The 20,575-nt window shown below is 61.9% G+C and carries 17 protein-coding genes and 2 riboswitches; of the genes, 9 read left to right on the forward strand and 8 right to left on the reverse strand.

Annotated features, from left to right (window positions below; translation table 11 throughout):
• Positions 1-50 precede the first annotated feature (50 nt).
• The 8 genes from A8B82_RS01450 to A8B82_RS01485 all read right to left on the reverse strand — a co-directional run bounded on the left by A8B82_RS01450 (position 51) and on the right by A8B82_RS01485 (position 11,056).
• Positions 51-818, reverse strand: coding sequence for an ABC transporter ATP-binding protein (locus A8B82_RS01450; protein ID WP_067287437.1), 768 nt, complete (start codon positions 816-818; stop codon positions 51-53).
• Positions 815-1,855 carry a FecCD family ABC transporter permease gene (locus tag A8B82_RS01455; protein WP_067287440.1) on the reverse strand — a complete coding sequence of 347 codons (1,041 nt, stop codon included), beginning with the start codon at positions 1,853-1,855 and terminating at the stop codon, positions 815-817. The genes A8B82_RS01450 and A8B82_RS01455 overlap by 4 nt, the downstream gene beginning before the upstream one ends.
• Positions 1,852-2,862: an ABC transporter substrate-binding protein gene (locus A8B82_RS01460; RefSeq protein ID WP_067287443.1), complete on the reverse strand. Its 1,011-nt coding sequence runs from the start codon at positions 2,860-2,862 to the stop codon at positions 1,852-1,854. The genes A8B82_RS01455 and A8B82_RS01460 overlap by 4 nt, the downstream gene beginning before the upstream one ends.
• A gap of 170 nt (positions 2,863-3,032) precedes the next feature.
• Positions 3,033-3,228, reverse strand: a riboswitch (cobalamin riboswitch).
• A gap of 51 nt (positions 3,229-3,279) precedes the next feature.
• Positions 3,280-4,353, reverse strand: coding sequence for a hybrid-cluster NAD(P)-dependent oxidoreductase (locus A8B82_RS01465; RefSeq protein ID WP_067287446.1), 1,074 nt, complete (start codon positions 4,351-4,353; stop codon positions 3,280-3,282).
• A 4-nt stretch (positions 4,354-4,357) separates the two neighbouring features.
• Complete coding sequence (locus A8B82_RS01470; protein WP_067287449.1) at positions 4,358-5,584, reverse strand: aromatic ring-hydroxylating oxygenase subunit alpha; 1,227 nt, start codon at positions 5,582-5,584, stop codon at positions 4,358-4,360.
• A 120-nt stretch (positions 5,585-5,704) separates the two neighbouring features.
• Positions 5,705-5,905, reverse strand: a riboswitch (cobalamin riboswitch).
• A 306-nt stretch (positions 5,906-6,211) separates the two neighbouring features.
• Entirely contained in the window at positions 6,212-8,926 is a 2,715-nt protein-coding gene (metH, locus tag A8B82_RS01475) for a methionine synthase (protein ID WP_067287451.1), read from the reverse strand.
• Complete coding sequence (locus A8B82_RS01480; RefSeq protein WP_067287549.1) at positions 8,923-9,966, reverse strand: homocysteine S-methyltransferase family protein; 1,044 nt, start codon at positions 9,964-9,966, stop codon at positions 8,923-8,925. The genes metH and A8B82_RS01480 overlap by 4 nt, the downstream gene beginning before the upstream one ends.
• Positions 9,967-10,126: 160 nt before the next feature.
• A complete protein-coding gene (locus tag A8B82_RS01485) occupies positions 10,127-11,056 on the reverse strand; it encodes a LysR family transcriptional regulator (protein ID WP_067287454.1) in 930 nt (309 codons plus the stop codon).
• A gap of 213 nt (positions 11,057-11,269) precedes the next feature.
• Here A8B82_RS01485 and pxpA point away from each other — a divergent pair, with 213 nt between their 5' ends.
• The 9 genes from pxpA (at position 11,270) to A8B82_RS01530 (ending at position 20,574) form a co-directional block, all read left to right on the forward strand.
• Positions 11,270-12,010 carry a 5-oxoprolinase subunit PxpA gene (gene pxpA, locus A8B82_RS01490; RefSeq protein WP_067287457.1) on the forward strand — a complete coding sequence of 247 codons (741 nt, stop codon included), beginning with the start codon at positions 11,270-11,272 and terminating at the stop codon, positions 12,008-12,010.
• Positions 12,011-12,039: 29 nt separating this feature from the next.
• The gene (locus A8B82_RS01495) at positions 12,040-12,282 is read left to right on the forward strand and encodes an acetyl-CoA carboxylase (RefSeq protein WP_067287460.1); all 243 of its coding nucleotides are present in this window, start codon (positions 12,040-12,042) and stop codon (positions 12,280-12,282) included.
• A gap of 7 nt (positions 12,283-12,289) precedes the next feature.
• Complete coding sequence (locus A8B82_RS01500; protein ID WP_067287462.1) at positions 12,290-13,669, forward strand: acetyl-CoA carboxylase biotin carboxylase subunit; 1,380 nt, start codon at positions 12,290-12,292, stop codon at positions 13,667-13,669.
• Position 13,670: 1 nt separating this feature from the next.
• Positions 13,671-14,546, forward strand: coding sequence for a 5-oxoprolinase subunit B family protein (locus tag A8B82_RS01505; protein WP_067287465.1), 876 nt, complete (start codon positions 13,671-13,673; stop codon positions 14,544-14,546).
• Positions 14,536-15,510, forward strand: a complete 975-nt coding sequence (locus A8B82_RS01510; RefSeq protein ID WP_067287468.1) for a biotin-dependent carboxyltransferase family protein — start codon at positions 14,536-14,538, stop codon at positions 15,508-15,510. Before A8B82_RS01505 ends, A8B82_RS01510 begins: the two co-directional genes overlap by 11 nt.
• 433 nt (positions 15,511-15,943) lie before the next feature.
• Positions 15,944-16,993, forward strand: a complete 1,050-nt coding sequence (gene torT / locus A8B82_RS01515; protein ID WP_067287471.1) for a TMAO reductase system periplasmic protein TorT — start codon at positions 15,944-15,946, stop codon at positions 16,991-16,993.
• 18 nt (positions 16,994-17,011) lie between these two features.
• On the forward strand, positions 17,012-18,592 hold the full coding sequence (locus A8B82_RS01520; protein ID WP_067287551.1) for a sugar ABC transporter ATP-binding protein: 1,581 nt from the start codon (positions 17,012-17,014) through the stop codon (positions 18,590-18,592).
• Between the two features lies 1 nt (position 18,593).
• Positions 18,594-19,598: an ABC transporter permease gene (locus tag A8B82_RS01525; protein ID WP_067287473.1), complete on the forward strand. Its 1,005-nt coding sequence runs from the start codon at positions 18,594-18,596 to the stop codon at positions 19,596-19,598.
• On the forward strand, positions 19,591-20,574 hold the full coding sequence (locus tag A8B82_RS01530) for an ABC transporter permease (protein ID WP_067287476.1): 984 nt from the start codon (positions 19,591-19,593) through the stop codon (positions 20,572-20,574). The genes A8B82_RS01525 and A8B82_RS01530 overlap by 8 nt, the downstream gene beginning before the upstream one ends.
• Position 20,575: the final 1 nt, after the last annotated feature.

A 20,575-nucleotide genomic window follows, 5' to 3' on the forward strand; every position in this document is an offset into this window, starting at 1 on the left:
CGGGCAGGGCCGTCATGATCGCAAGCAGCAACAGAATCTATTTCATCGGTTCACGCCTCGCGACATTGAAACCGAAAGACGGTTGCACCATCGGCAGGGTCGCGCAGCCGGGTGGCCTGAACCCGAAAAATCGCGGCCAGCCGTGCCGTGGTCAGCACCTCTTCGGGTCGCCCGCAGGCGACCATCCGGCCCCCGTCCATCACCGCAAGCCGGTCACATCCCATCGCCTGATTGAGGTCATGCAGCGCCATGATGACCGTCACCGGCAGATTGCCCACCAGCCGCAACAGTGACAGTTGATGATGGATGTCCAGATGGTTGGTCGGTTCATCCAGCATCAGAAGGCGCGGACGCTGCGCCAAGGCCCGCGCGATCTGGACGCGCTGGCGTTCACCGCCGGAAAGCGTGGCCCAACTGTTGCGCGCCATATGGTCCATGCCCACGGCCTCCAGCGCCTCTGCCACGATGGCCCGATCCTGCGCCCCGAAAGGGGCCAGCGCCGACAGCCAGGGCGTGCGGCCCAACTCGACCACATCGCGCACCAAAAGCGCCTCGGAGGTTTCGGCGATCTGTTCCACAACCGCGATCTGTCGGGCGATGTCGCGCTTGCTGAGCGTGCTCAGGGGCTGGCCCTCCAGCAGCACGGTGCCAGAGGGGCGCGGCAAAAGCCCCGCCAGCAGGCGCAGCAGCGTGGATTTGCCAGAGCCGTTGGGCCCGATCAGGCCAAGTGTCTCGCCCGGTGCGACCGCAAGCGAGACGTCCTGCACAATGCGGCGCGACCGGGCCGTCCAGCCAAGGGATTTCGCTTCCAGTTTCACAGCCGCCTCCGGTTGCGCACAAGGATCAGCGCAAAGCCCGGCGCGCCGACCAATGCCGTGACCACGCCGATCGGCACAACCTGACCGGGGATCAACATGCGCGAGACGATATCCGCCAGGATCAGAAAGACCGCCCCCGCCAGGGCCGAGGCAGGCACCAGCCGGGCGTGCCGTGGCCCGACGACAAAGCGCATGGCATGGGGGATCACAAGCCCCACGAAACCGATGGACCCGACCAGGCTGACCATGGTGGCGGTCATCAAAGTGACGGCCCCGATCAGCATGAGCTGCACCCGGCGCACCGGCACGCCAAGCGAAGCGGCGGACGACACGCCAAAGGAAAACGCATCCATCGCACGGGCGAACCACAGGCAGACCAGAAAACCGACCACCGCAACGGGGGCGGCCAGCACAACATCCGGCCAGCGCACGCCCGACAGATTGCCCAGCAGCCAGAACATGATTCCGCGCGCCTGTTCCGCATTCGCCGACTTGGCGATCAGAAAGGAGGTCAGCGCGTTGAAAAGCTGCGAACCGGCAATGCCCGCCAGCACCAGCTGCGCCGAGCCACCGCCCGCCGCGCGCGCCAGCACAGCAACCACACCAAAGGCCAGTGTCGCACCCGCAAAGGCACCGCCCGAAATCCCGATCAACCCGCCGCCGACGCCCAGAATGGTGACGGCAACTGCACCCGCGCCAGCCCCGGCGGAGACCCCCAGAAGATAGGGATCTGCCAGCGCATTGCGCACCAGGGCCTGTAGAACGACACCCGACAGCGCCAGACCCGCGCCGCAACCCGCCGCAACCAGAGTGCGCGGCAGCCGGTAGCTCCAGATGATGCCGGCGTCGATGGGGTCAACGGCAAGTCCCGCATCCCAGATACGGTTGGCAAAGGCCGCCGCCACCGTCGAAAGCGGCAGCGGCGTTTCACCGATGACGACGCCCAGCAGGATCGCCAGCGCCAAAATCGCCGCCCCCAGCAGCCCGCGCAGCGCAATCGGTCGGACGATGACAAGCGGGTCTGCGGCAACCGTCATTGCAGATCGAACTTCGGCAGGGCCTCGGCCAATGTCTCAAGCGCGGTGACATTGCGGATCGAAGGGTCCATCGAATGTGCATTCAGGACCACGATACGGTCATTCTTTACCGCATCCATCTGGCTGGTCACCGGGTCGCTGCGCAGGAACGCCAGCTTCTTCTCCACGTCATCCGCCTCGAAACGGCGGCGATCCATTTCGGCCACCACGATCACCGAAGGGTTGGCGCGGGCAATGGTTTCCCAGCTGACAACCGGCCATTCCTCGTCGCTTTCTACGACATTGCGCAGCCTTAGCTTGTCCATCATGTAACCGGGAGAGCCCTTGCGGCCTGCAACATAGGGGTCGATGTCCATCTCGGCAGAGGAGAACCAGAACACGGCCGAGGCGTCGTCAAGATCCAGCGCCGCCGCCTTTTCAATCGCCTCCGCTTCGCGGGCTTTCAGGTCGGCGACCAAAGCCGCGCCTTTTTCGGAGACATCGAATATCTGCGCAAGCTGGGTGACGCCTGCATAAATGCTGTCCATCTCGAACATGGCCAGCCGGGTGCCGTCCGACCCTGTGCTGTTGTCCTTGGCCCAGCAATCGGCGGGCAGCACAAAGGTCGGGATGCCAAGATCGGCAAACTGGTTGCGGGTGGCAACGGTACCCTGCGGGCCGATATGCCATTCATATTGCACCACAACGATGTCGGGGCGCTTGGCGACCACGGCTTCAAAGCTGGGGTCATTGTCCGCCAGACGTTCGACGCCTGCGTTCAATTCGGTGAATTCGGGCAAGACTTCGGTAAACCAGACCGAGGTTCCGGCCAGCTTGTCACCAAGTCCCAGCGCATAGAGAACCTCGGTTCCCGCCTGACCGACCGTGACCGCCGTTTCAGGGGCCGCGTCAAAGGTGACGTTGACGCCGCAATTTTCGATTGCCAGGGGATAGGTCGTCTGGGCCTGCGCCGCCGACGCGAAAAGGGCCGCGCCCAACAGGGCCGCCGTCAGGGATTTGCAATACATCGTATGTCTCCGGTATGTGATGCGCCCGGAGACAAAGAGGGAATGGCGAACCCATGGCTGGCCTGCACGTCAACCAGAGCGGTCGACATATGGGCACTGGCGATGGCCGGTGCAGGGAAACACCGTAGGAAAAAGTTCATTCGACACCTCCCCGGACTCCCCGTCCGGGCCGCGTTACGTTGGTGTCGGCAGGTCTCCTGACTGGCGGGTCGTCACGGCAGCGGCCTTCCCATGGCATCTTGGCCACAGTGGCATGATCGCTGCACGCTCATCGCCTACAGTTGCGGGGGCAGTTTCGGTTCACCGGCAGGCCGGTGGCGAATTCCCTTTTGATTCCTTGCGGAAACCGACAGGATTTATTTTAGCCAGCAATGTAGGCGGTCGCAATGGTCCATGTCCTGCGGGCATGCCGCGGCGCTACACCTCGACGGTGACCTTGCCGATGGGGTTGGAGCAACAGGCCAGGATATAACCCTCCGCAATATCATCCTCGGAAATGCCGCCGTTATGCACCATATGAACGTCGCCCGCCGTCTTGCGGACCTTGCAGGTGCCGCAGATGCCAAAGGTGCAGCCCGAAGGGATGTTGAGCCCGCTGGCCTTGGCTGCCGCCAGCACAGTGTCGGTCTGTGCGACCCTGGCGGTGACGCCAGAGGTGGCAAAGGTGATTTCGGCGCTGGTATCCTCGTCCGGCACGACATCGTCCAGCGCGGGGGCCTCGGCCTCGTTCGGGGTCGGGGCCTGGAAATTCTCCTGGTGATACCGCTCCATATCAAATCCCAGACCCTGAAGCGCCTCGCGCACGGTCTGCATGAACGGCTCGGGCCCGCAACAAAACACTTCGCGCTCCAGATAATCCGGGGCCATGAGGCCCAGCATCAGCTGGTTGATATGGCCGCGATAGCCGGTCCAGGGCGCAAAGCGGTCGGCGGACCCGACGATCCAGTGCAGGTCGATGCCCGGCACACGGCTGGCCATATGTTCCAGCCGCTGGCGAAAGATGATCTCGGACGGGCGGCGCGCGCAATTGACAAAGACGATGTCAGGCTCGGTGCCCAGATCGAACATCCATGTCGCCATCGACATCATCGGCGTGATGCCCGACCCGGCCGAAATGAACAGGTATTTGTCTGCCGGGAAATCGGTATGGGTGAACCAGCCCGCAGGCCCCGTCACCTTCAGCTGCATGCCGGGCGCGAGGTGATCCAGCATCCAGCGTGTGCCAATGCTGTCGGGCTGCGCCTTGACCGTGACCGAGATCGACCGCGGCCGCGAGGGCGAGGATGAAATCGTGTAGGTGCGGTGCAGGCTGCCGCCCGGCACCGGCAATTCCAGCGTCAAAAACTGGCCGGGCTGAAAGTCGAACAGCGCCCCCGAGGGCGCGCGAAAGGTGAATGTTGCGGTATTGGCCAGTTCGGGGATGACCGACACGCATTCCAGCGGTTCATCGTCCTGCCAGAAAACGCTGGCCGGGTGGGTGATATCTTTCATCGCATTACTCCGCCGCCATCTTGGTCGCGGTCAACCGCCGCGACATCGTGTTGCAATACCAGTCGACAAAACCCATCACGCCGGTTTCATGGATGGGTGAATAGGGGCCGGGCTCATAGGCGGGCGAATTGATGCCGCGCTGGTTGTCTTCGACCACCTGGCGGTCCTCGTCATTGGTGGCGATCCAGACCTCGGTCAGGCGCTGAATGTCGTAATCCACCCCGTCGACCGCATCCTTGTGCACCAGCCATTTGGTTGTGACCTCTGTCGTTGTCGCCGTCAGCGGTGTGACGCGAAAGACGATTGAATGATCCGGCAGGAAATGGTTCCAGGTGGTGGGGTAATGGTATTTCAGCAAAGTGCCTGCGGTGTCGTCCTTGACCCGCCCCAGAACCCGCTGCACCGCGGGCTTCAGATCCATGGTAAAGCTTTTGGCACCCGGCAGCAGCGGCATCCGCGCGACACGGTATTGCATGTCCTCCGCCATGCGGAATTGCGAGGGATAGCCCTGGGTCTCCAACCGGTCGAAATGGGCCTGAAGATGCGGCGGCGTCTCCCCTTCCTCGATGCCGGTGACAGTGGGGTCATCGGTAAAGGACCGGCACAGGCCCGGATGGTTGCCCCCGCAGTGATAACACTCGCGGTTGTTTTCCCAGACCAGTTTCCAGTTGCCGTCTTCGACGATGCTGGTCTCATGGGCGACCTTGGCGTCGCTCAGGTCATGCACCGCCAGATAGGGTTGGGCGAGGGCGGCGAAGGTATCGAAATCGGGCGCGTCATCCGCAAGGCAGATATAGATCAGCCCTTGCAGGTCACGGCAATGGACCGGCTTCAGCCCGTGCTTGGACGGATCGAAATCCGGCCCCATTTCACGGGCCCACAACAGCTTGCCGTCCAGGCTGTATGTCCATTGGTGATAGGGGCAGACCAGGTTGGGGGACACGCCCTTTGCCTTGTTGCAGATGATCGATCCGCGATGGCGGCAGGAATTGTGAAAGGCGCGGATCACGCCATCGGCTCCGCGCACGATCACCACGCCGTAGCTGCCGACCTGATGGGTGACATAGCTGCCGGGCTTGGCCAATTCGCAAGCCGGGATGGCGAACAGCCAGTCGCGGTAGAAAATCGTTTCCATATCCGCGCGAAAGACGTCCGGGTCGGTGTAGAAGGGTTGTTCCAGCGCATGGCCGGCGCGGCGCCGTGCCAGCAGATCGCTGATTGGGTGGGTCATCTTTCTGGTCTCCTGCCGCGCCCCGCGGATCGGTTTGGGCAGATGGCAGCACAAGACGCCGATGGCCCGCAGCGTCAGGAGGTGCGGCGCGCCAATTCAGCGTCAAGACCGCCACCCGCGGTTGAACAACTTGACCAAGGCTGGTTTCCGGACTTGATCGCAGCCCGTCAGGGCGCACGGCGCAACGCCTTCCCGAGCTCCTCCTGCCCAGTGGCCGTTGTTGCGCCGCATTACGATCTTACCGTTGCGGGGGCAGTGCCGGATTTTCGCCGGCTTCCCAATTCTCGGACCGAAGCCCGCACCTTGTCCCGTGGTGATAGGCCGGACGCATGTTTTATGAAGATATATTTGCGACCAAAACTCTCTTGGAAAAGACAGCAGGACATATTGCCGAAAGCAGAGTGCAGAAAAATGGCGCCATCCATCCACCGTCAGGTGATTTGTTTCCGGCGACCCGTCTCTCAATAAGAAAGGGATTCAGGTGATAAACCACCACCTCCCCCGCAACAGTGATCAGCGAGGTGCAAACAGGTCATGTTGGTGCAAGGTAAACCCCGCGTCATGAACCCCGCGTCATGGGCACGCTCAGCCCCCACGCGAAATTCTGACCACAAGGCCGCGCGGCGGTCATTCAGCGGCAATGACCTCTTGCGCCGTGGGCACATAGTTCAGGATCGGCGCAAGCCAGCGTTCCATATCGTCCATGCTCATGCCCTTGCGGTTGGCATAATCCTGCACCTGATCCCGCTCGACCTTGGACACGCCGAAATAATAGCTGTCGGGGTGCGCGATATAGAGCCCCGAAACCGATGATCCGGGCCACATCGCCATGCTTTCCGTCAGCTCGACGCCGGTGGCGGCCTCGGCGTCCAGCAGGCTGAACAGGGTCCGTTTCTCGGTATGGTCGGGCTGGGCGGGATAGCCGGGCGCGGGGCGGATGCCTTGGTAGGGTTCACCAATCAACTCTGCGGGCGCAAAGGTTTCATCGGCGGCATAGCCCCAGTAATCGCGGCGCACGCGCTGGTGCAGCATTTCGGCCATGGCTTCGGCAAAGCGGTCGGCCAAGGCTTTGACAAGGATTGCGGAATAATTGTCGTTTGCCTTGTCGAACCTTTTGGCAATCTCGGCTTCTTCTGCCCCTGCGGTCACCACGAACCCGCCAATCCAGTCGTCGGTGCCACCGGGGGCCACGAAATCGGCCAGTGCCACATTGGGCCGTCCGGGGCGTTTGGCGTGTTGCTGGCGCAGCGTGTGCAGCCTCGCAAGTTCATCGCCGCGGCTGTTGTCGGTGAACAGGTGGATGTCATCGCCCTGCGCATTGGCGGGCCAGAACCCGACGACAGCGCGCGGCCCGAACCATTTCTCATCAATGATCCGTTGCAGCATCTCCTTGGCGTCGGCAAACAGCGCGCGCGCCGCTTCGCCCTGTTTTTCGTCTTCCAGGATCTTCGGATAGACGCCCTTCAACTCCCAGGTGCGAAAGAACGGCGTCCAGTCGATATACTCCGCAATCTCGGCCAAATCCCAATCGTCGATGATCTTGGCACCGGTGAACCTGGGCGCGGGGACCGTGTAACCGCTCCAGTCGATCTGCATCGCATTGGCACGCGCCTCGGCCAGGGGCACACGTTTCTTGGCACGCTCGGCGCGTTCATGGCGCTCGGTCACCTCGATGTATTCTGATTTGATCGTGTCGATATAGGCGGCCTTGCGGTCGCGGCTCAGCAACTCGCCCACCACACCCACCGCGCGGCTGGCATCCAGCACATAGACCGCCTGACCCCGGCTGTAGCGCGGCGCGATCTTGACGGCGGTATGGACCTTGGACGTGGTCGCCCCCCCGATCAACAACGGGATGTCAAAGCCCTCGCGTTCCATCTCGGCGGCCATATGGGACATCTCATCAAGGCTGGGCGTGATCAGACCCGACAGGCCGATCACATCGACATTTTCGTCGCGGGCGATTTGCAGGATCTTTTGCGGCGGCACCATCACGCCAAGGTCGATGATTTCATAATTGTTGCAGGCCAGCACAACGCCGACGATGTTCTTGCCGATGTCATGCACATCGCCCTTGACCGTGGCCATCAGAACCTTGCCCGCTGTCTCGCGGCCAACACCGCCGTTCTGACGCTTTTCCTCTTCCATATAGGGCAGCAGGATCGCCACGGCCTGTTTCATCACCCGCGCCGATTTGACCACCTGCGGCAGGAACATCTTGCCCGCGCCAAACAGATCGCCGACCACGTTCATGCCCGCCATCAGCGGCCCTTCGATCACGTGCAGGGGCCGTTCGGCGGCCTGGCGCGCCTCTTCGGTGTCGGCTTCGATAAATTCGGTGATGCCGTTGACCAGCGCGTGTTCCATCCGCTTTTCGACGGTCCATTCACGCCACGCCAGATCGCGCACCTTTTCCTCGCGCGCACCGCCGCGAAAGCGGTCGGCAATGTCCAGCAGCCGTTCGGTTGCGTCCTCGCGACGGTTCAGCACCACATCTTCGCAGGCCTCCCGCAGGTCGGGATCAATCTGGTCATAGACCGCCAGTTGCCCCGCGTTCACGATCCCCATGTCCATGCCCGCCTGAATGGCATGGTACAGGAACACCGCATGCATCGCCTCGCGCACCGTGTCGTTGCCCCGGAACGAGAACGACAGGTTCGACACCCCGCCCGAGACATGGGCATGAGGCAGGTTCTGGCGGATCCAGCGGGTCGCCTCGATGAAATCGACGCCATAGTTGTTGTGCTCTTCGATGCCCGTTGCCACCGCGAACACATTGGGGTCAAAGATGATGTCTTCGGGCGGAAAGCCGACCTCCTCCACCAAGATGCGATAGGCCCGTTCGCAAATCTGGGTCTTGCGCGCGCAGGTGTCGGCCTGTCCGTCCTCGTCAAAGGCCATGACAACCACCGCAGCCCCATAGGCAAGGCACAGGCGCGCATGGTGGCGAAAGGCGTCTTCGCCCTCTTTCATGCTGATCGAATTGACCACGGATTTGCCCTGCACGCATTGCAGGCCCGCTTCTATCACCTCCCATTTCGAACTGTCGATCATGATCGGCACACGGGCAATGTCCGGTTCGGCGGCGACAAGGTTCAGGAACTCGACCATCGCGGCCTTTGAATCAATCAGACCCTCGTCCATGTTGATGTCGATGATCTGCGCGCCGTTCTCGACCTGATCGCGCGCCACTTCGAGGGCGGCGGAGTAATCGCGGTTGGTGATCAGCTTGCGGAACCGCGCAGAGCCGGTGACATTGGTGCGTTCGCCCACATTCACGAAAGGAATGTCGGGGGTCAGAACGAAAGGTTCCAGCCCGGACAGGCGCAGATGGCGGGTCATGCTGCCACCTCGCTGCGCATCTGGCGGGGGGCATGGGGTGCCACCGCCTCGGCAATCGCCGCGATATGGCCCGGGGTGGTGCCACAGCACCCGCCAACCACATTCACCATCCCGTCGGCGGCAAAGTCTGCCACCTGGCGCGCGGTATCCTCTGGGCCTTCGTCATATTGCCCGAATGCATTGGGCAGGCCCGCATTGGGATAGGCACAGATCAGCGTATCGGCCACACCGGCAAGCTCTGCGATATGCGGGCGCATCGCGCTGGCCCCAAGTGCGCAATTCAGCCCGACCGTGAAGGGCCGCGCATGGCTGACCGAATGCCAGAAGGCGGTGGGCGTCTGCCCCGACAGCGTGCGCCCCGATGCATCGGTGATGGTGCCGGAGATCATCAGCGGCAGCCTGCTTCCATGCTCCTCAAAGGCCTCGAAACAGGCGAAAATCGCGGCCTTGGCGTTCAGCGTGTCAAAGATCGTCTCGATCAGGATCAGATCGGCACCGCCCGCGATCAGCCCGCGCACCTGTTCGCCGTAAGCCAGGCGCAGATCGTCAAAGGTAACCGCGCGAAAGCCCGGATCGTTCACATCCGGGCTCAGTGACGCAGTGCGGTTCGTCGGCCCGACCGCACCCGCCACGAACCGCTGCTTGCCGTCGATGGCGGTGGCACGGTCCATCGCACGGCGGGCGATGCGCGCCCCTTCGGCGTTCAGGTCATGCACGGCGCTTTCCATCCCGTAATCGGCCTGCGCAATGGTGGTGGCGGAAAAGGTATTGGTCTCGACGATATCCGCACCGGCCATGGCAAAGTCGAAATGGATATCCTCCACGGCCTGCGGCTGTGTCAGGGTCAACAGGTCGTTGTTGCCCTTCTGCGGATGCTCGGAATGATGGCGGCAGGCATGGCCTGACCCATGCCCCGCGTAATCCTCTTCGTTCAGGCCAAGCGTCTGGATCTGCGTGCCCATTGCCCCGTCGAGTATCAAGATACGCTCATGTGCGAGGGCAGCAAGCCGGCGGGCGGGGTCTGAGTTTGTCAACGTCATGACCTGCACATAGGCGATGTGGAGCAGAGAGGAAAATTCATAATACTAGAGAACAATATGAAAATGGCTCATCATGGCCGGCTCATGACTGGTCTCATGTATCGTACCGGGTTCGACCTTGTGGTCTGCACCGCAGCGGCAGGATCGGGTCCGGCCCGGTCTATTCGGCCTGTTTGGAAACCGGCCCCCCTGACCCCTGTACCGCCAGTTTCATGAATTCCAGAAACGACAGCGCTGCGGGGCTCAGCTCGGCGGCGCGGGGCCAGGCCAGTCCGACATCCATGGTCGGCAGCGTGTCGGTGATGTCGATCACATCGACCTTGCTGCCGTCCAGCGACCAGGGCCGGTACACCATGTTCGACAGGATCGAGACCCCCATGCCGGTGGCAACCATGCTGCGGATGGCTTCGACCGACGAGGTCTTGAAGATGATGTTGGGCTGTGTGGGCAGATGATCCCAGTAGCGTTTTGCGGTCTCCGCCGCCTCATCGACCGTCAACATGATATAGGGTTCCTTCGCCACATCACTGAGGGACACGGATTTTGCCGACAGCAGCGGGTGGTTGGCCTGCAGCCAAAGCCGCCGCCGCGACCGCAGCAGCACGGTGTGGTCAATCGCGGCCCGGTTCCTGAGGTTCGAGGTCAGCATGACCGCGACATCGAACCTGCCGTCTGTCAGCCCCTCTTCGATGGCCACACGTTCGGCTTCCACAAGCGTCACATTGACGTTCGGCAGGGCCTGCTGAAACCGCAACAGCAGCGGCGGCAGGAAATACCCCCCGACCGTATAGGTCACGGCAAGGTTGAAGGTGCCGATCACATCACGCTGAACCCGCCGGGGGATGCGGATCGCCTCTTCCACCGAATCGATGATCCCCCTCGCGTGGTTCAGAAACAGACTGCCCTCATAGGTCAGGGTCACCCCGCCTGCGTGCCGGTCGAACAGCGATGTGCCGATCAGCTCCTCCAATGCCTTGATCGCCGTGGTGATGGCCGATTGCGAGACGTTGATCTCGCTTGCGGCCTTGGAAATCTGGCCCGCATCGGCAGCGGCAATGAAGTATCTGATCTGTCGCAAACTTGGGGTCATGGCGGGGTTTCCTTGATGATCTGCCAGGGCCAGGCACGCCGAAAGCGGGGGCCGCAGGCAGGAAAAGCATTATCTGTTTTTCAGAATGTACTAGCTGAAAAATCATATTTTACAATCAAGTCTTGCCCTGCGTAGCCTTGGCACAACGGCGGGTCGGCCAGCGGAATATGGCGGCGCATCTGTGTTTTACCTTGGCATTTCCGGGAGGCTGAAATGGCGGTCGACATCAATTGTGACATGGGCGAGAGCTTTGCTCTTTACAAGTTGGGCGACGACGACGCTTTGATGCCCTTGATAACGGAGGCAAATATCGCCTGCGGTTTCCACGGCTCGGACCCGAACCACATGCGCCATGCGGTGCGCTCGGCCAAGGCCCATGGCGTGCGAATCGGGGCCCATGTGGCGCTGCCGGACCTGTCCGGCTTTGGCCGCCGCGAAATGGTGATTGATCGCGACGAGATGGCCAATATCGTGCTCTACCAGATTGGCGCATTGAATGAATTTCTCGCGGTCGAGGGGCTCAAGCTGTCGCACGTCAAACCGCATGGCGCGCTTTACGGCATGGCCGCGCGGCACGAACATATTGCGCATGCGATCTGCGATGCCTCCGAACATCTGGGCGTGCCGATCTTCGGCCTTGCCGGGACATTGCACGAGGAAATCTATACCGCACGCGGTCTGGGCTTCCGGGCCGAATTCTTTGCCGATCTCGACTATGATGACACTGGCAAGCTGATCATCACCCGCGAACATGACGCCAAGGACCCGGCGGAGGTTGCGGCCAAGGTCCTGAGGGCGGTGGACGAGGGCATTGTTCTCAGCGCTGCGCAAAAACCAAGCAATGTGCGCGCAGAAACGATCTGCGTCCATTCCGATACGCCGGGCGTTGTCGAAATCACCAAAGCCCTGCGCGCCGCACTTGGCGCGCGGCTGGCGACCGGCGCAGATGTCTGAACACCCAACACCCCGACAGGAGAACCAACATGGCCAAATCTGAAATCCGCTCCCCGCTGCCCGGTGTCTTTTACCGCCGTCCGTCCCCGGAAGAGAAAAACTACAAGGAGGTCGGCGACGATGTGAAGGCGGGCGATGTCGTGGGCCTCGTCGAAGTGATGAAGACCTATACGGAAGTGAAATCGGAGGCAGACGGCAAGCTGACCGCGTTTCTGGCCGAGGACGAGGATGCGATCATGCCCGGTCAGGTCATCGCCGAACTGGAAAGCTGAGCGCATCATGGGGATCACAAAGCTTCTGATAGCCAATCGCGGGGAAATCGCCGTCAGGATCATCCGGGCGGCACAGGAAATGGGCATCCGCACCGTGCAGGTCTACAGCGCGGCGGATGCCAGTTCGCTGGCGGTGGAGATGGCCGACGAGGCGATCGAGATCGGGCCGCCGCCCGCCTCCAAATCCTATCTGAACATTGACGCCGTGCTGGATGCCGCCCGGCAAAGCGGCGCGGATGGCATTCATCCGGGCTATGGGTTCCTGGCCGAAAACGCCGATTTCGCCGATGCGGTAGAGGCGGCCGGCATCGCCTTTGTCGGGCCAACAGGCGATATGATCCGCGCCATGGGGGACAAGGCCTCGGCCCGCCGCGCCGCGCAAAAGGCAGGCGTGCCGACCGTGCCGGGCAGTGACGGCGTGATCGGCGACCTGTCAGAGGCGGCCCGCATCGCCGATGAAATCGGCTATCCCGTGATGATCAAGGCCACCGCAGGTGGCGGCGGACGCGGCATTCGCGTGGCCGAAAACGCCCGGGACTTCGCCAATCTCGCCCCGCAGGCCGCGGCAGAGGCGAAATCGGCCTTTGGCGACGGCGGGCTCTATCTGGAAAAACTGATCGCCAGGGCGCGCCATATCGAAGTGCAGATTCTGGGTGACGGCACCAATTTCGTGCATTGCTATGAACGCGAATGTTCCCTGCAACGCCGCCGCCAGAAAGTCTGGGAAGAGGCCCCGTCGATGGCGCTGAGCGACAGGCTGCGCGCCGACCTCTGCAAGAGCGCCGTGGCACTGGCGCAGGCGGTGGGATATCGCGGCGCGGGCACGGTCGAATACCTTTTCGACGATGAAACCGGCGCGTTCTATTTCATCGAAATGAACACCCGCATCCAGGTCGAACACCCTGTCACCGAAAGCGTGACGGGGCTGGACCTGCTGACCGAGATGATCGCCATCGCAGGGAGCGCACCGCTCTCCGTCGGCCAGGACGACATCCAGCTGCGCGGCCATGCCATCGAAGTGCGCATCAACGCCGAGGACCCGGCCAACAATTTCGCGCCATTCCCCGGTATCGTCGATAACTTCCGCGCCCCCGGCGGCCCCGGCGTGCGGTTCGACCACATGCTCTATGATGGTTACCAGATCCCCCCGTTCTACGATTCCCTGCTGGGGAAACTGATCGTCACCGCGCATGACCGTCCGGCGGCCATCACCCGGCTGAAACGCGCGGTGGGCGAATTGCGCACAGGTGCATTGAAGACAACCGCACCCCTGTTCCTGGCCCTGGCGGAGGACGCCGATGTTCAGGCCGGGAACTACCACACAAAATGGCTCGAACCATGGCTCGCAGAGCATGCCGGGACATTTTCAGATGAGGAAGGCACATAATATGACATCAAGGTATACCTTTGGCGGCGACGAACATGTGTTTGTCGAAGTGAGCGAGGAAATGTCACTTGAGGCATTTTTCACCACGCTTTCGATGACCAATGCCGTGCGCGACGCCAAAATCGACGGGGTCACCGAAATCTGCCCGGCCAATGCGTCGTTCCAGATCAAGTTCGACCCCGATGTGATCCACCCCGACGCGCTGATGGACAAGCTCAAGTCGATGGAGACCACAGCCGCAAAGCAGGAGCCGAAGCTGACCACCCGGATCATCGAGATCCCGGTCTATTATCAGGACCCCTGGACCCATGAGACCCTGATGCGGTTCCGCGAACGCCATCAGGACCCGGAGGCGACGGATATCGAATATGCGGCGCGGATCAACGGCTATGACAGTGTGGAGGCCTTTATCGCGGCCCATTCCGGCGCGCCCTGGTTTGTCTCCATGGTCGGCTTTGTCTCCGGTCTGCCCTTCCTTTATCAGATGGTCGAACGCGAGCGGCAGATCCAGGTGCCCAAATACCTGCGCCCGCGCACTGATACCCCGAAGCTGACCGTGGGATATGGCGGCTGCTTTTCCTGCGTCTACTCCGTGCGCGGGGCAGGGGGCTACCAGATGTTCGGCGTCACCCCGATGCCGATCTACGACCCGGAACAGAAAACCGGCTATCTCAAGGATTTCATGGTGTTCTTCAAACCGGGCGACATCGTGAAATGGAAGCCGATCGACCGCGCGGAATATGACCGCTGCCTGGCCGAGGTCGAGGCGAATACCTACGCGCCCCGCATCCGAGAGGTGGTCTTTTCCCTTGATGCGTTCAACGCGGATATCAACGGCACCAACGCCAAGCTGGAGGAGGCTCTTTATGCCGATTAATGTCATAACATCCGGTTTCGCCACGACCATTCAGGATCTGGGGCGTCCCGGCTATTATCACCTTGGCATCCCGATGGGCGGCGCGATGGACCGTTTCGCCATGCGCTGCGCCAATATGCTGGTGGGCAATGACGAAGGGGCCGCAGGGCTGGAATGCGTCTTCATGGGCCCCGAACTGGAATTCACGCAAGACTGCACATTTGCCGTGACCGGCGGCGACCTGCCCCCCAAGCTGGATGGCGAAGTGCTCGAATCCTGGACGGCGATTGCCGTGAAGGCGGGACAGAAACTGTCCTTCGATTATCTGCGCTCCGGCGCGCGGGCCTATCTCGCGTTTTCCGGTGGCATTGATACGCCGCTCGACCTGGGCAGCCGCTCGACCTATCCCATCGGTGCCCTCGGCGGCATCGACGGGCGCGCGGTGCAACCCGGCGATACGCTGCCTTTGGGGATGGCTGACGGCACGGCGAAAACCGGCGCGCATATCCCGGAAAAGCTGCGGCGCATGCCGGCACAGGAAACAGAACTCAGGGTCTTGCCGGGCCTCTACTGGCACCGCATCACCGAAGCCTCCGGCACCCGGTTTTTCGAGGAAACCTGGAAGGTCGCTTCCGAAGCGGACCGCATGGGCTATCGCTTCAAGGGCGGCACGCCGCTGGAGTTTGTGGACCGCGAGCCGCCCTTTGGCGCGGGCTCGGACCCGTCCAACATCACCGACGCCTGCTACCCCTACGGGTCGGTCCAGGTGCCCAGCGGCACAGAACCGATCATTCTGCACCGCGATGCGGTCTCCGGTGGTGGCTACTTCATGATCGGCACGGTGATCTCTGCCGATATGGACCTGATCGGGCAGTTGCAGCCCAATGTGCCGACGCGCTTCGTCAAGGTGGACATGGACACGGCACTGGCCGCCCGCAAGGAACGCGCCAGCGCCCTGGATGCCGTCCGCGCGCATCTGGCCTGAAACGCACGAGGGCGGCCAGGCGCCGCCCCCGACACCACACCCGGCGATCCGGTGCCGCACGCCGTCAGACGCGCAGCTTGCCACAACCGGAGCGGGAGACCACAGAGAAGGAGAAAAACGACGCATCAATCTATCCGATTTTCAGATATTAAGAGTATGAAAATCGTATTTTACAATATCACTGGAAGTTGCCTAGGCTCAAGCCAGACGGCCTGGAAGGGACAATTCGCAGCCACCGCCCGCATGGCGTGTTCGCTGATCTCTTCATCAAAGGCCGTTTATAACCAATAACAAGTCACCTGCCTGCTTCATACTGCGAACCACAACCAATGACCAAACTGGCGAACCGGGCCACAGGGCCGGGCAAACCAAGTCGGCGCTCATAATGCAAAAAGCACCCCGCGCTGTTCATCAACATGACTGGGAGTCCAACATGAATACATCACTCAAAAGCCTATCGACCACAGCCCTCATCGTGGCCGGTCTGACCACCTCGGCCGCCGCGCAGGATGCGATCTGGCCGTTCGACGTGGTCAACTCTGCCGATGGCGGCAGCGAAATCGTCTCCTATCAGGGGCTGGAAAAGGCCGAAAAGCCCTGGCACATCTGCGTGCTCTTTCCGCATATGAAAGACAGCTACTGGGTCGGCGTGAACTACGGCATCGTCGATCAGGCCCGCAAGCTTGGCGTCAAGGCGACCATCCTCGAAGCGGGCGGCTATACCGAAGCGGCCAAACAGGTGTCCCAATACAACGACTGTGTGGCGCTGGGCGTCGATGCCATCGTGATCGGTGCAATCTCCGAAGCCGGTCTGGCCAAGAGCATGGCCGAAGGTAACGAAAAGGGCATCGTGCAGGTCGGTGTCATCAACCCGATGAGCGATGCCGCCGGGGCGCGTATCTTTGCCAATTACGACGACGCGGCAGAGGCGGGCGCGAAGTTTCTGGCGGAAATGGCCGATGGCAATCCGATGCGCATGGTGCACTTCCCCGGCCCGCAAGGTTCCGGCTGGGCCGAAGCATCGACCGAAGGCGTCGAGCGCGGCATCGAAGGCAGCGCCATCGAACTGCTCGAAGCCAAATACGGCGATACCGGTAAAAGCATCCAACTGCGCCTGGTCGAGGATGCCTTGCAGGCCTATGATGACGTGAACATCATCTATGGCACGGCGGTCACCGCCGAAGTGGCCAAACAGGCCCTGGAAGAAGCTGGCAACGACGATGCCCTGATCGCCGCCTATTACTCGAACGAAGGGATGGTTGATCTGGTCAAATCCGGTGTCGTAACCGCAACCGTGACGGAATCGCCTGTCATGGAAGCGCGGATCGCGATGGACCTCGCCGTGCGCATCCTCGAAGGCAAGGATCACCTGGTGGAACTCAACCCCTCCATGACCGTGCTGACCAAGGACAACATCGACGGTTTCGACATGAGCCGCTCCTTCGCCCCCGCGGATTGGGAACCAGTCTACGCGGTCGAGTAACAGCTCATGGCAGAACACATGATTGAACCGGACGCAGCACTTGCGTCCGGCCATCCCGCGCATAAGGCCGGGGAAACATTGATCGAACTGCGCGACCTCGACAAATCCTATGGCGCGTTCAAGGCGTTGCAGGGCATGCAGTTCGAATTGCGCGCGGGCGAGGTCCACGTCCTGTTCGGTGAGAACGGGGCGGGCAAATCGACGCTGATCCAGATCATCTGCGGTGTGCAGGGGTTCGACAGCGGCAGCTACCGGCTGTTCAACGAACCCGTTTCGGTGATGACCCCCGCGCTGGCCCATGACAAGGGCGTCAGCATCGTGTTTCAGGAGTTCAGCCTGATCCCCGAAATGACCGTCGAGGAAAACCTGTTTCTGGGTCACGAGATGGTCCAGGGGATGCGGCTGGCAAAAACCGAGATGCGCCGCAAGGTGCATGCCGTGCTGGACCGTCTGGGCTTCGCGCTTGATCCGCGCGCCAGGGTGCGCACCCTGCGCCGCGCCCATCAGCAGATGGTCGAGATTGCAAAGGCGCTGCTCTGGGATTGCCGGGTGCTGATCCTGGATGAGCCGACCGCCTCGCTGACCGATCAAGAAGCTGCCCAGCTTTTCGACATCATCGAACAATTGCGCGCCGATGGCCTGGGCATTGTCTATGTCTCGCACCGCATGCCCGAGATTTCGCGCCTCGCGGACCGGGTTACGGTACTCAGGGATGGAAAATACATCGACACCGTCCAGATGGCCGAGACGAGCGAGAAAGAACTTGTTCAATTGATGACCGGGCGCACCTTCGACGAATTCTTTCCCCAGATCACCCGGTCTGCGGGCGATACGCTGATGCAGTTCGAGGGCGTCACCTTGCAACGCGGCATGGCCCATGACCTCAGCTTCAAGGTGCGCCGGGGCGAGGTGCTGGGCTTTGCCGGTCTGGCGGGCTGCGGCAAATCCGAAGTCCTGCGCGCGGCCTTCGGGCTGGAGGCGCTGGCCAGCGGCGAGATCACATGCGGCGGCACAAGGCTTGACCGACATTCTCCCCGCAAGGCGCTGGGCAACCGCATCTGCTATTTCCCCTCCGACCGCGCGACAGAGGGGCTGGCAATGAGCCAGAACCTGATCAGCAACAGCACGGTTGCCGCCCTCGATGACAATCGGTTCTCCTGGCGCGGCATGCTGTTGAAACGCCCGGCGGAGCGGTCCTTTACCCAGGACATCGTCGAGAAACTGAAAATCCGCACGCCGGGGCTGAACGCCAGGGCCGATCAACTGTCCGGCGGCAACAAGCAAAAGCTGATGATCGCGCGCGGCCTGTCGCGGGAATTCGACATCTTTCTGTTCGATGAACCGACCGTCGGCGTCGATATCCAGGCCAAGCTGGAAATCTATGATGTGATCAAGACGCTGACCGAAGCAGGCAAGGCGGTGGTGATCGCCTCCTCCGAACTGGCAGAGGTCATGCATATGTCGCACCGGGTCATCGTCATGCGCGAAGGCGCCATCGTCGGAGAGCTGGACGGCGATGAGGTGACCGAACAGGCCCTGCTGTCGCATTTCTTCGCCCATGAAGAGCCTGCGGCGCAGACGGCAGGGGAAGTGAATTAAGATGCCTGCACAAACCATCCAGAACACCGCGCGCCGCAACCGGATAATGGCCTCCATCGGTATCCTGCCTGTCGTGCTGATCGTGACCTGCGGGCTGCTTGCCCTGTATGAGCCCCGGTTCCTGCGCAGCTCGAACCTGATCAACGTGCTGCGCAACGCCTCTTTCCTGTCGATCATCTCTGCCGGGCAGATGCTGGTGATCATAGTCGGCGGTTTCGACATTTCGGTGGGGGCCATCGTGGCGCTGACCTCGGTCAGTTCCGCCCTGTCGATTGTCTGGCTGGCGGACCTCGGCATCGAAAGCGTGGCAATGATTGTCGCCCTCGGATGTCTGCTGGGGCTGGTCCCCGGCATCCTTGTCGGCCTCGCCAACGGGTTTTTCGTCAGCGTGATGAAAATCTCGCCCTTCATGGTGACCATCGGCACGATGACAATCGCAGCGGGCATCGCCGGATACGTGACCGGCGGCACGCCGATCTATGACCTGCCGGATTTGTTCACCCGCGAGATCGGGCGCGGCAGCCTGTTCCGATTGCCCTATGTCGTCTATGCGGCGGCTGTTGTCCTGGGCCTGTTGTGGTACATGCAGACCCAGACCCGGCTGGGGCGGTACTTCTACGCCGTCGGCGGCAATGAAAAGGCCGCACGGCTTTCCGGGCTGAACACGCGCAAATACATCTGGGCCGCCTATGTCCTCAGCGCGCTGCTGGCGGGCATCGTCGGGCTGTTTCTGACCGCGCGGGTCGGCTCGGGCGAGGCGACGCTTGGCAGCAACCTGATGCTGGAAAGCATTTCAGTGGCCGTGATCGGCGGCGTAGCGCTGAAAGGCGGGGTGGGGCGCATCCCCATGGTCGCGCTCAGCGCGCTGTTCCTGTCGGTGCTCAGCAACGGCATGAGCCTGATCCGCATCGACAGCAAATACCACATCATCATCATCGGCATCGTGATTGTCATTGCGGTGGCCGCCGAAAGCTACCGCGAAAGCCGGAGGGCCGGACATGGCTGACCAGACCCAAAGCACCCCGCTGGACCTGCGCGCCATTGCCCCGCATCTGCTGTTGCCGCTGGCGATCATCGGGGTTGTGGTGTTCTTTGCCGCCCTTCAACCGGCGATGATCTCCGGCGGCAATGTCGTCAACATCATGAAGCAATCGTCGCTGTTCTTCTTTGTCGCGGCAGCACAATTGGTTGTCATCATCACCCGTGGCTTCGACCTGTCGGTGGGGGCGAATGTCTCGCTGGTGTCGGTGGTCTCGTCGATGGTGATGACCAGCCTCTTGCCCGGTCTCGGCGTTGAAATCGGCGTTTTCGCGGGCGTCTGCACCGGCCTGGCCATCGGCGCGGCCCTGGGTGCGATCAACGGGGTTCTTGTCGCCTATGCGCGGATCAATCCCTTTGTCGTCACCCTTGCAACCATGAGCATTTTCACCGGCATCGCCACCACGATCTCGGGCGGCTTCCCGATCTTCAACCTGCCCGAAGGGTTCAGCTTTGCCCTGAACCAGATGACCGTCCTGTTGCTGCCGATCCCGCTGATCATCGCGGGCGCGGTGGCCTGGGGCCTGCACGTCATGCTGACCCGCACCGTGCATGGCCGGGTCCTCTATGTGCTGGGCGACAGCAACGAGGTCGCCCATGTCGGCGGGCGGCGGGTGCGCGAACATCTGTTCTTTGCCTATGTCACCAGCGGCATCCTGGCCGCAATCGCCGGTTTGCTGATGACCGCACAGACCGGATCGGGGGAACCGAACCTGGGCACCTCGCTGGTCCTCAGCAGCATCGCGGCCGCCGTCATCGGTGGCGCGTCCCTGCGCGGCGGCACCGGGACGATCTCTGCCCCGATCTATGGGGCCTTGCTGATCACCTGCCTGTCGATCGGGATGAACCTGCAACAGATCAACGGTTCTTTGCAGCCGGTGGTGATCGGCGCAATACTGATATTCGGTGCCGCACTCGACGCCTATCGCACCCGTGGACGATAAG

It is taken from the genome of Sulfitobacter sp. EhC04 (assembly GCF_001650875.1).
Lineage (GTDB): Bacteria > Pseudomonadota > Alphaproteobacteria > Rhodobacterales > Rhodobacteraceae > Sulfitobacter.

Coding starts and splice junctions, on each gene's coding strand:
- A8B82_RS01455 (WP_067287440.1), bottom strand. CDS start 1,855: ATGACGGTTGCCGCAGACCCGCTTGTCATCGTCCGACCGATTGCGCTG.
- A8B82_RS01460 (WP_067287443.1), bottom strand. CDS start 2,862: ATGTATTGCAAATCCCTGACGGCGGCCCTGTTGGGCGCGGCCCTTTTC.
- A8B82_RS01465 (WP_067287446.1), bottom strand. CDS start 4,353: ATGAAAGATATCACCCACCCGGCCAGCGTTTTCTGGCAGGACGATGAA.
- A8B82_RS01470 (WP_067287449.1), bottom strand. CDS start 5,584: ATGACCCACCCAATCAGCGATCTGCTGGCACGGCGCCGCGCCGGCCAT.
- metH (WP_067287451.1), bottom strand. CDS start 8,926: ATGACCCGCCATCTGCGCCTGTCCGGGCTGGAACCTTTCGTTCTGACC.
- A8B82_RS01480 (WP_067287549.1), bottom strand. CDS start 9,966: ATGACGTTGACAAACTCAGACCCCGCCCGCCGGCTTGCTGCCCTCGCA.
- A8B82_RS01485 (WP_067287454.1), bottom strand. CDS start 11,056: ATGACCCCAAGTTTGCGACAGATCAGATACTTCATTGCCGCTGCCGAT.
- pxpA (WP_067287457.1), top strand. CDS start 11,270: ATGGCGGTCGACATCAATTGTGACATGGGCGAGAGCTTTGCTCTTTAC.
- A8B82_RS01495 (WP_067287460.1), top strand. CDS start 12,040: ATGGCCAAATCTGAAATCCGCTCCCCGCTGCCCGGTGTCTTTTACCGC.
- A8B82_RS01500 (WP_067287462.1), top strand. CDS start 12,290: ATGGGGATCACAAAGCTTCTGATAGCCAATCGCGGGGAAATCGCCGTC.
- A8B82_RS01505 (WP_067287465.1), top strand. CDS start 13,671: ATGACATCAAGGTATACCTTTGGCGGCGACGAACATGTGTTTGTCGAA.
- A8B82_RS01510 (WP_067287468.1), top strand. CDS start 14,536: ATGCCGATTAATGTCATAACATCCGGTTTCGCCACGACCATTCAGGAT.
- torT (WP_067287471.1), top strand. CDS start 15,944: ATGAATACATCACTCAAAAGCCTATCGACCACAGCCCTCATCGTGGCC.
- A8B82_RS01520 (WP_067287551.1), top strand. CDS start 17,012: ATGATTGAACCGGACGCAGCACTTGCGTCCGGCCATCCCGCGCATAAG.
- A8B82_RS01525 (WP_067287473.1), top strand. CDS start 18,594: ATGCCTGCACAAACCATCCAGAACACCGCGCGCCGCAACCGGATAATG.
- A8B82_RS01530 (WP_067287476.1), top strand. CDS start 19,591: ATGGCTGACCAGACCCAAAGCACCCCGCTGGACCTGCGCGCCATTGCC.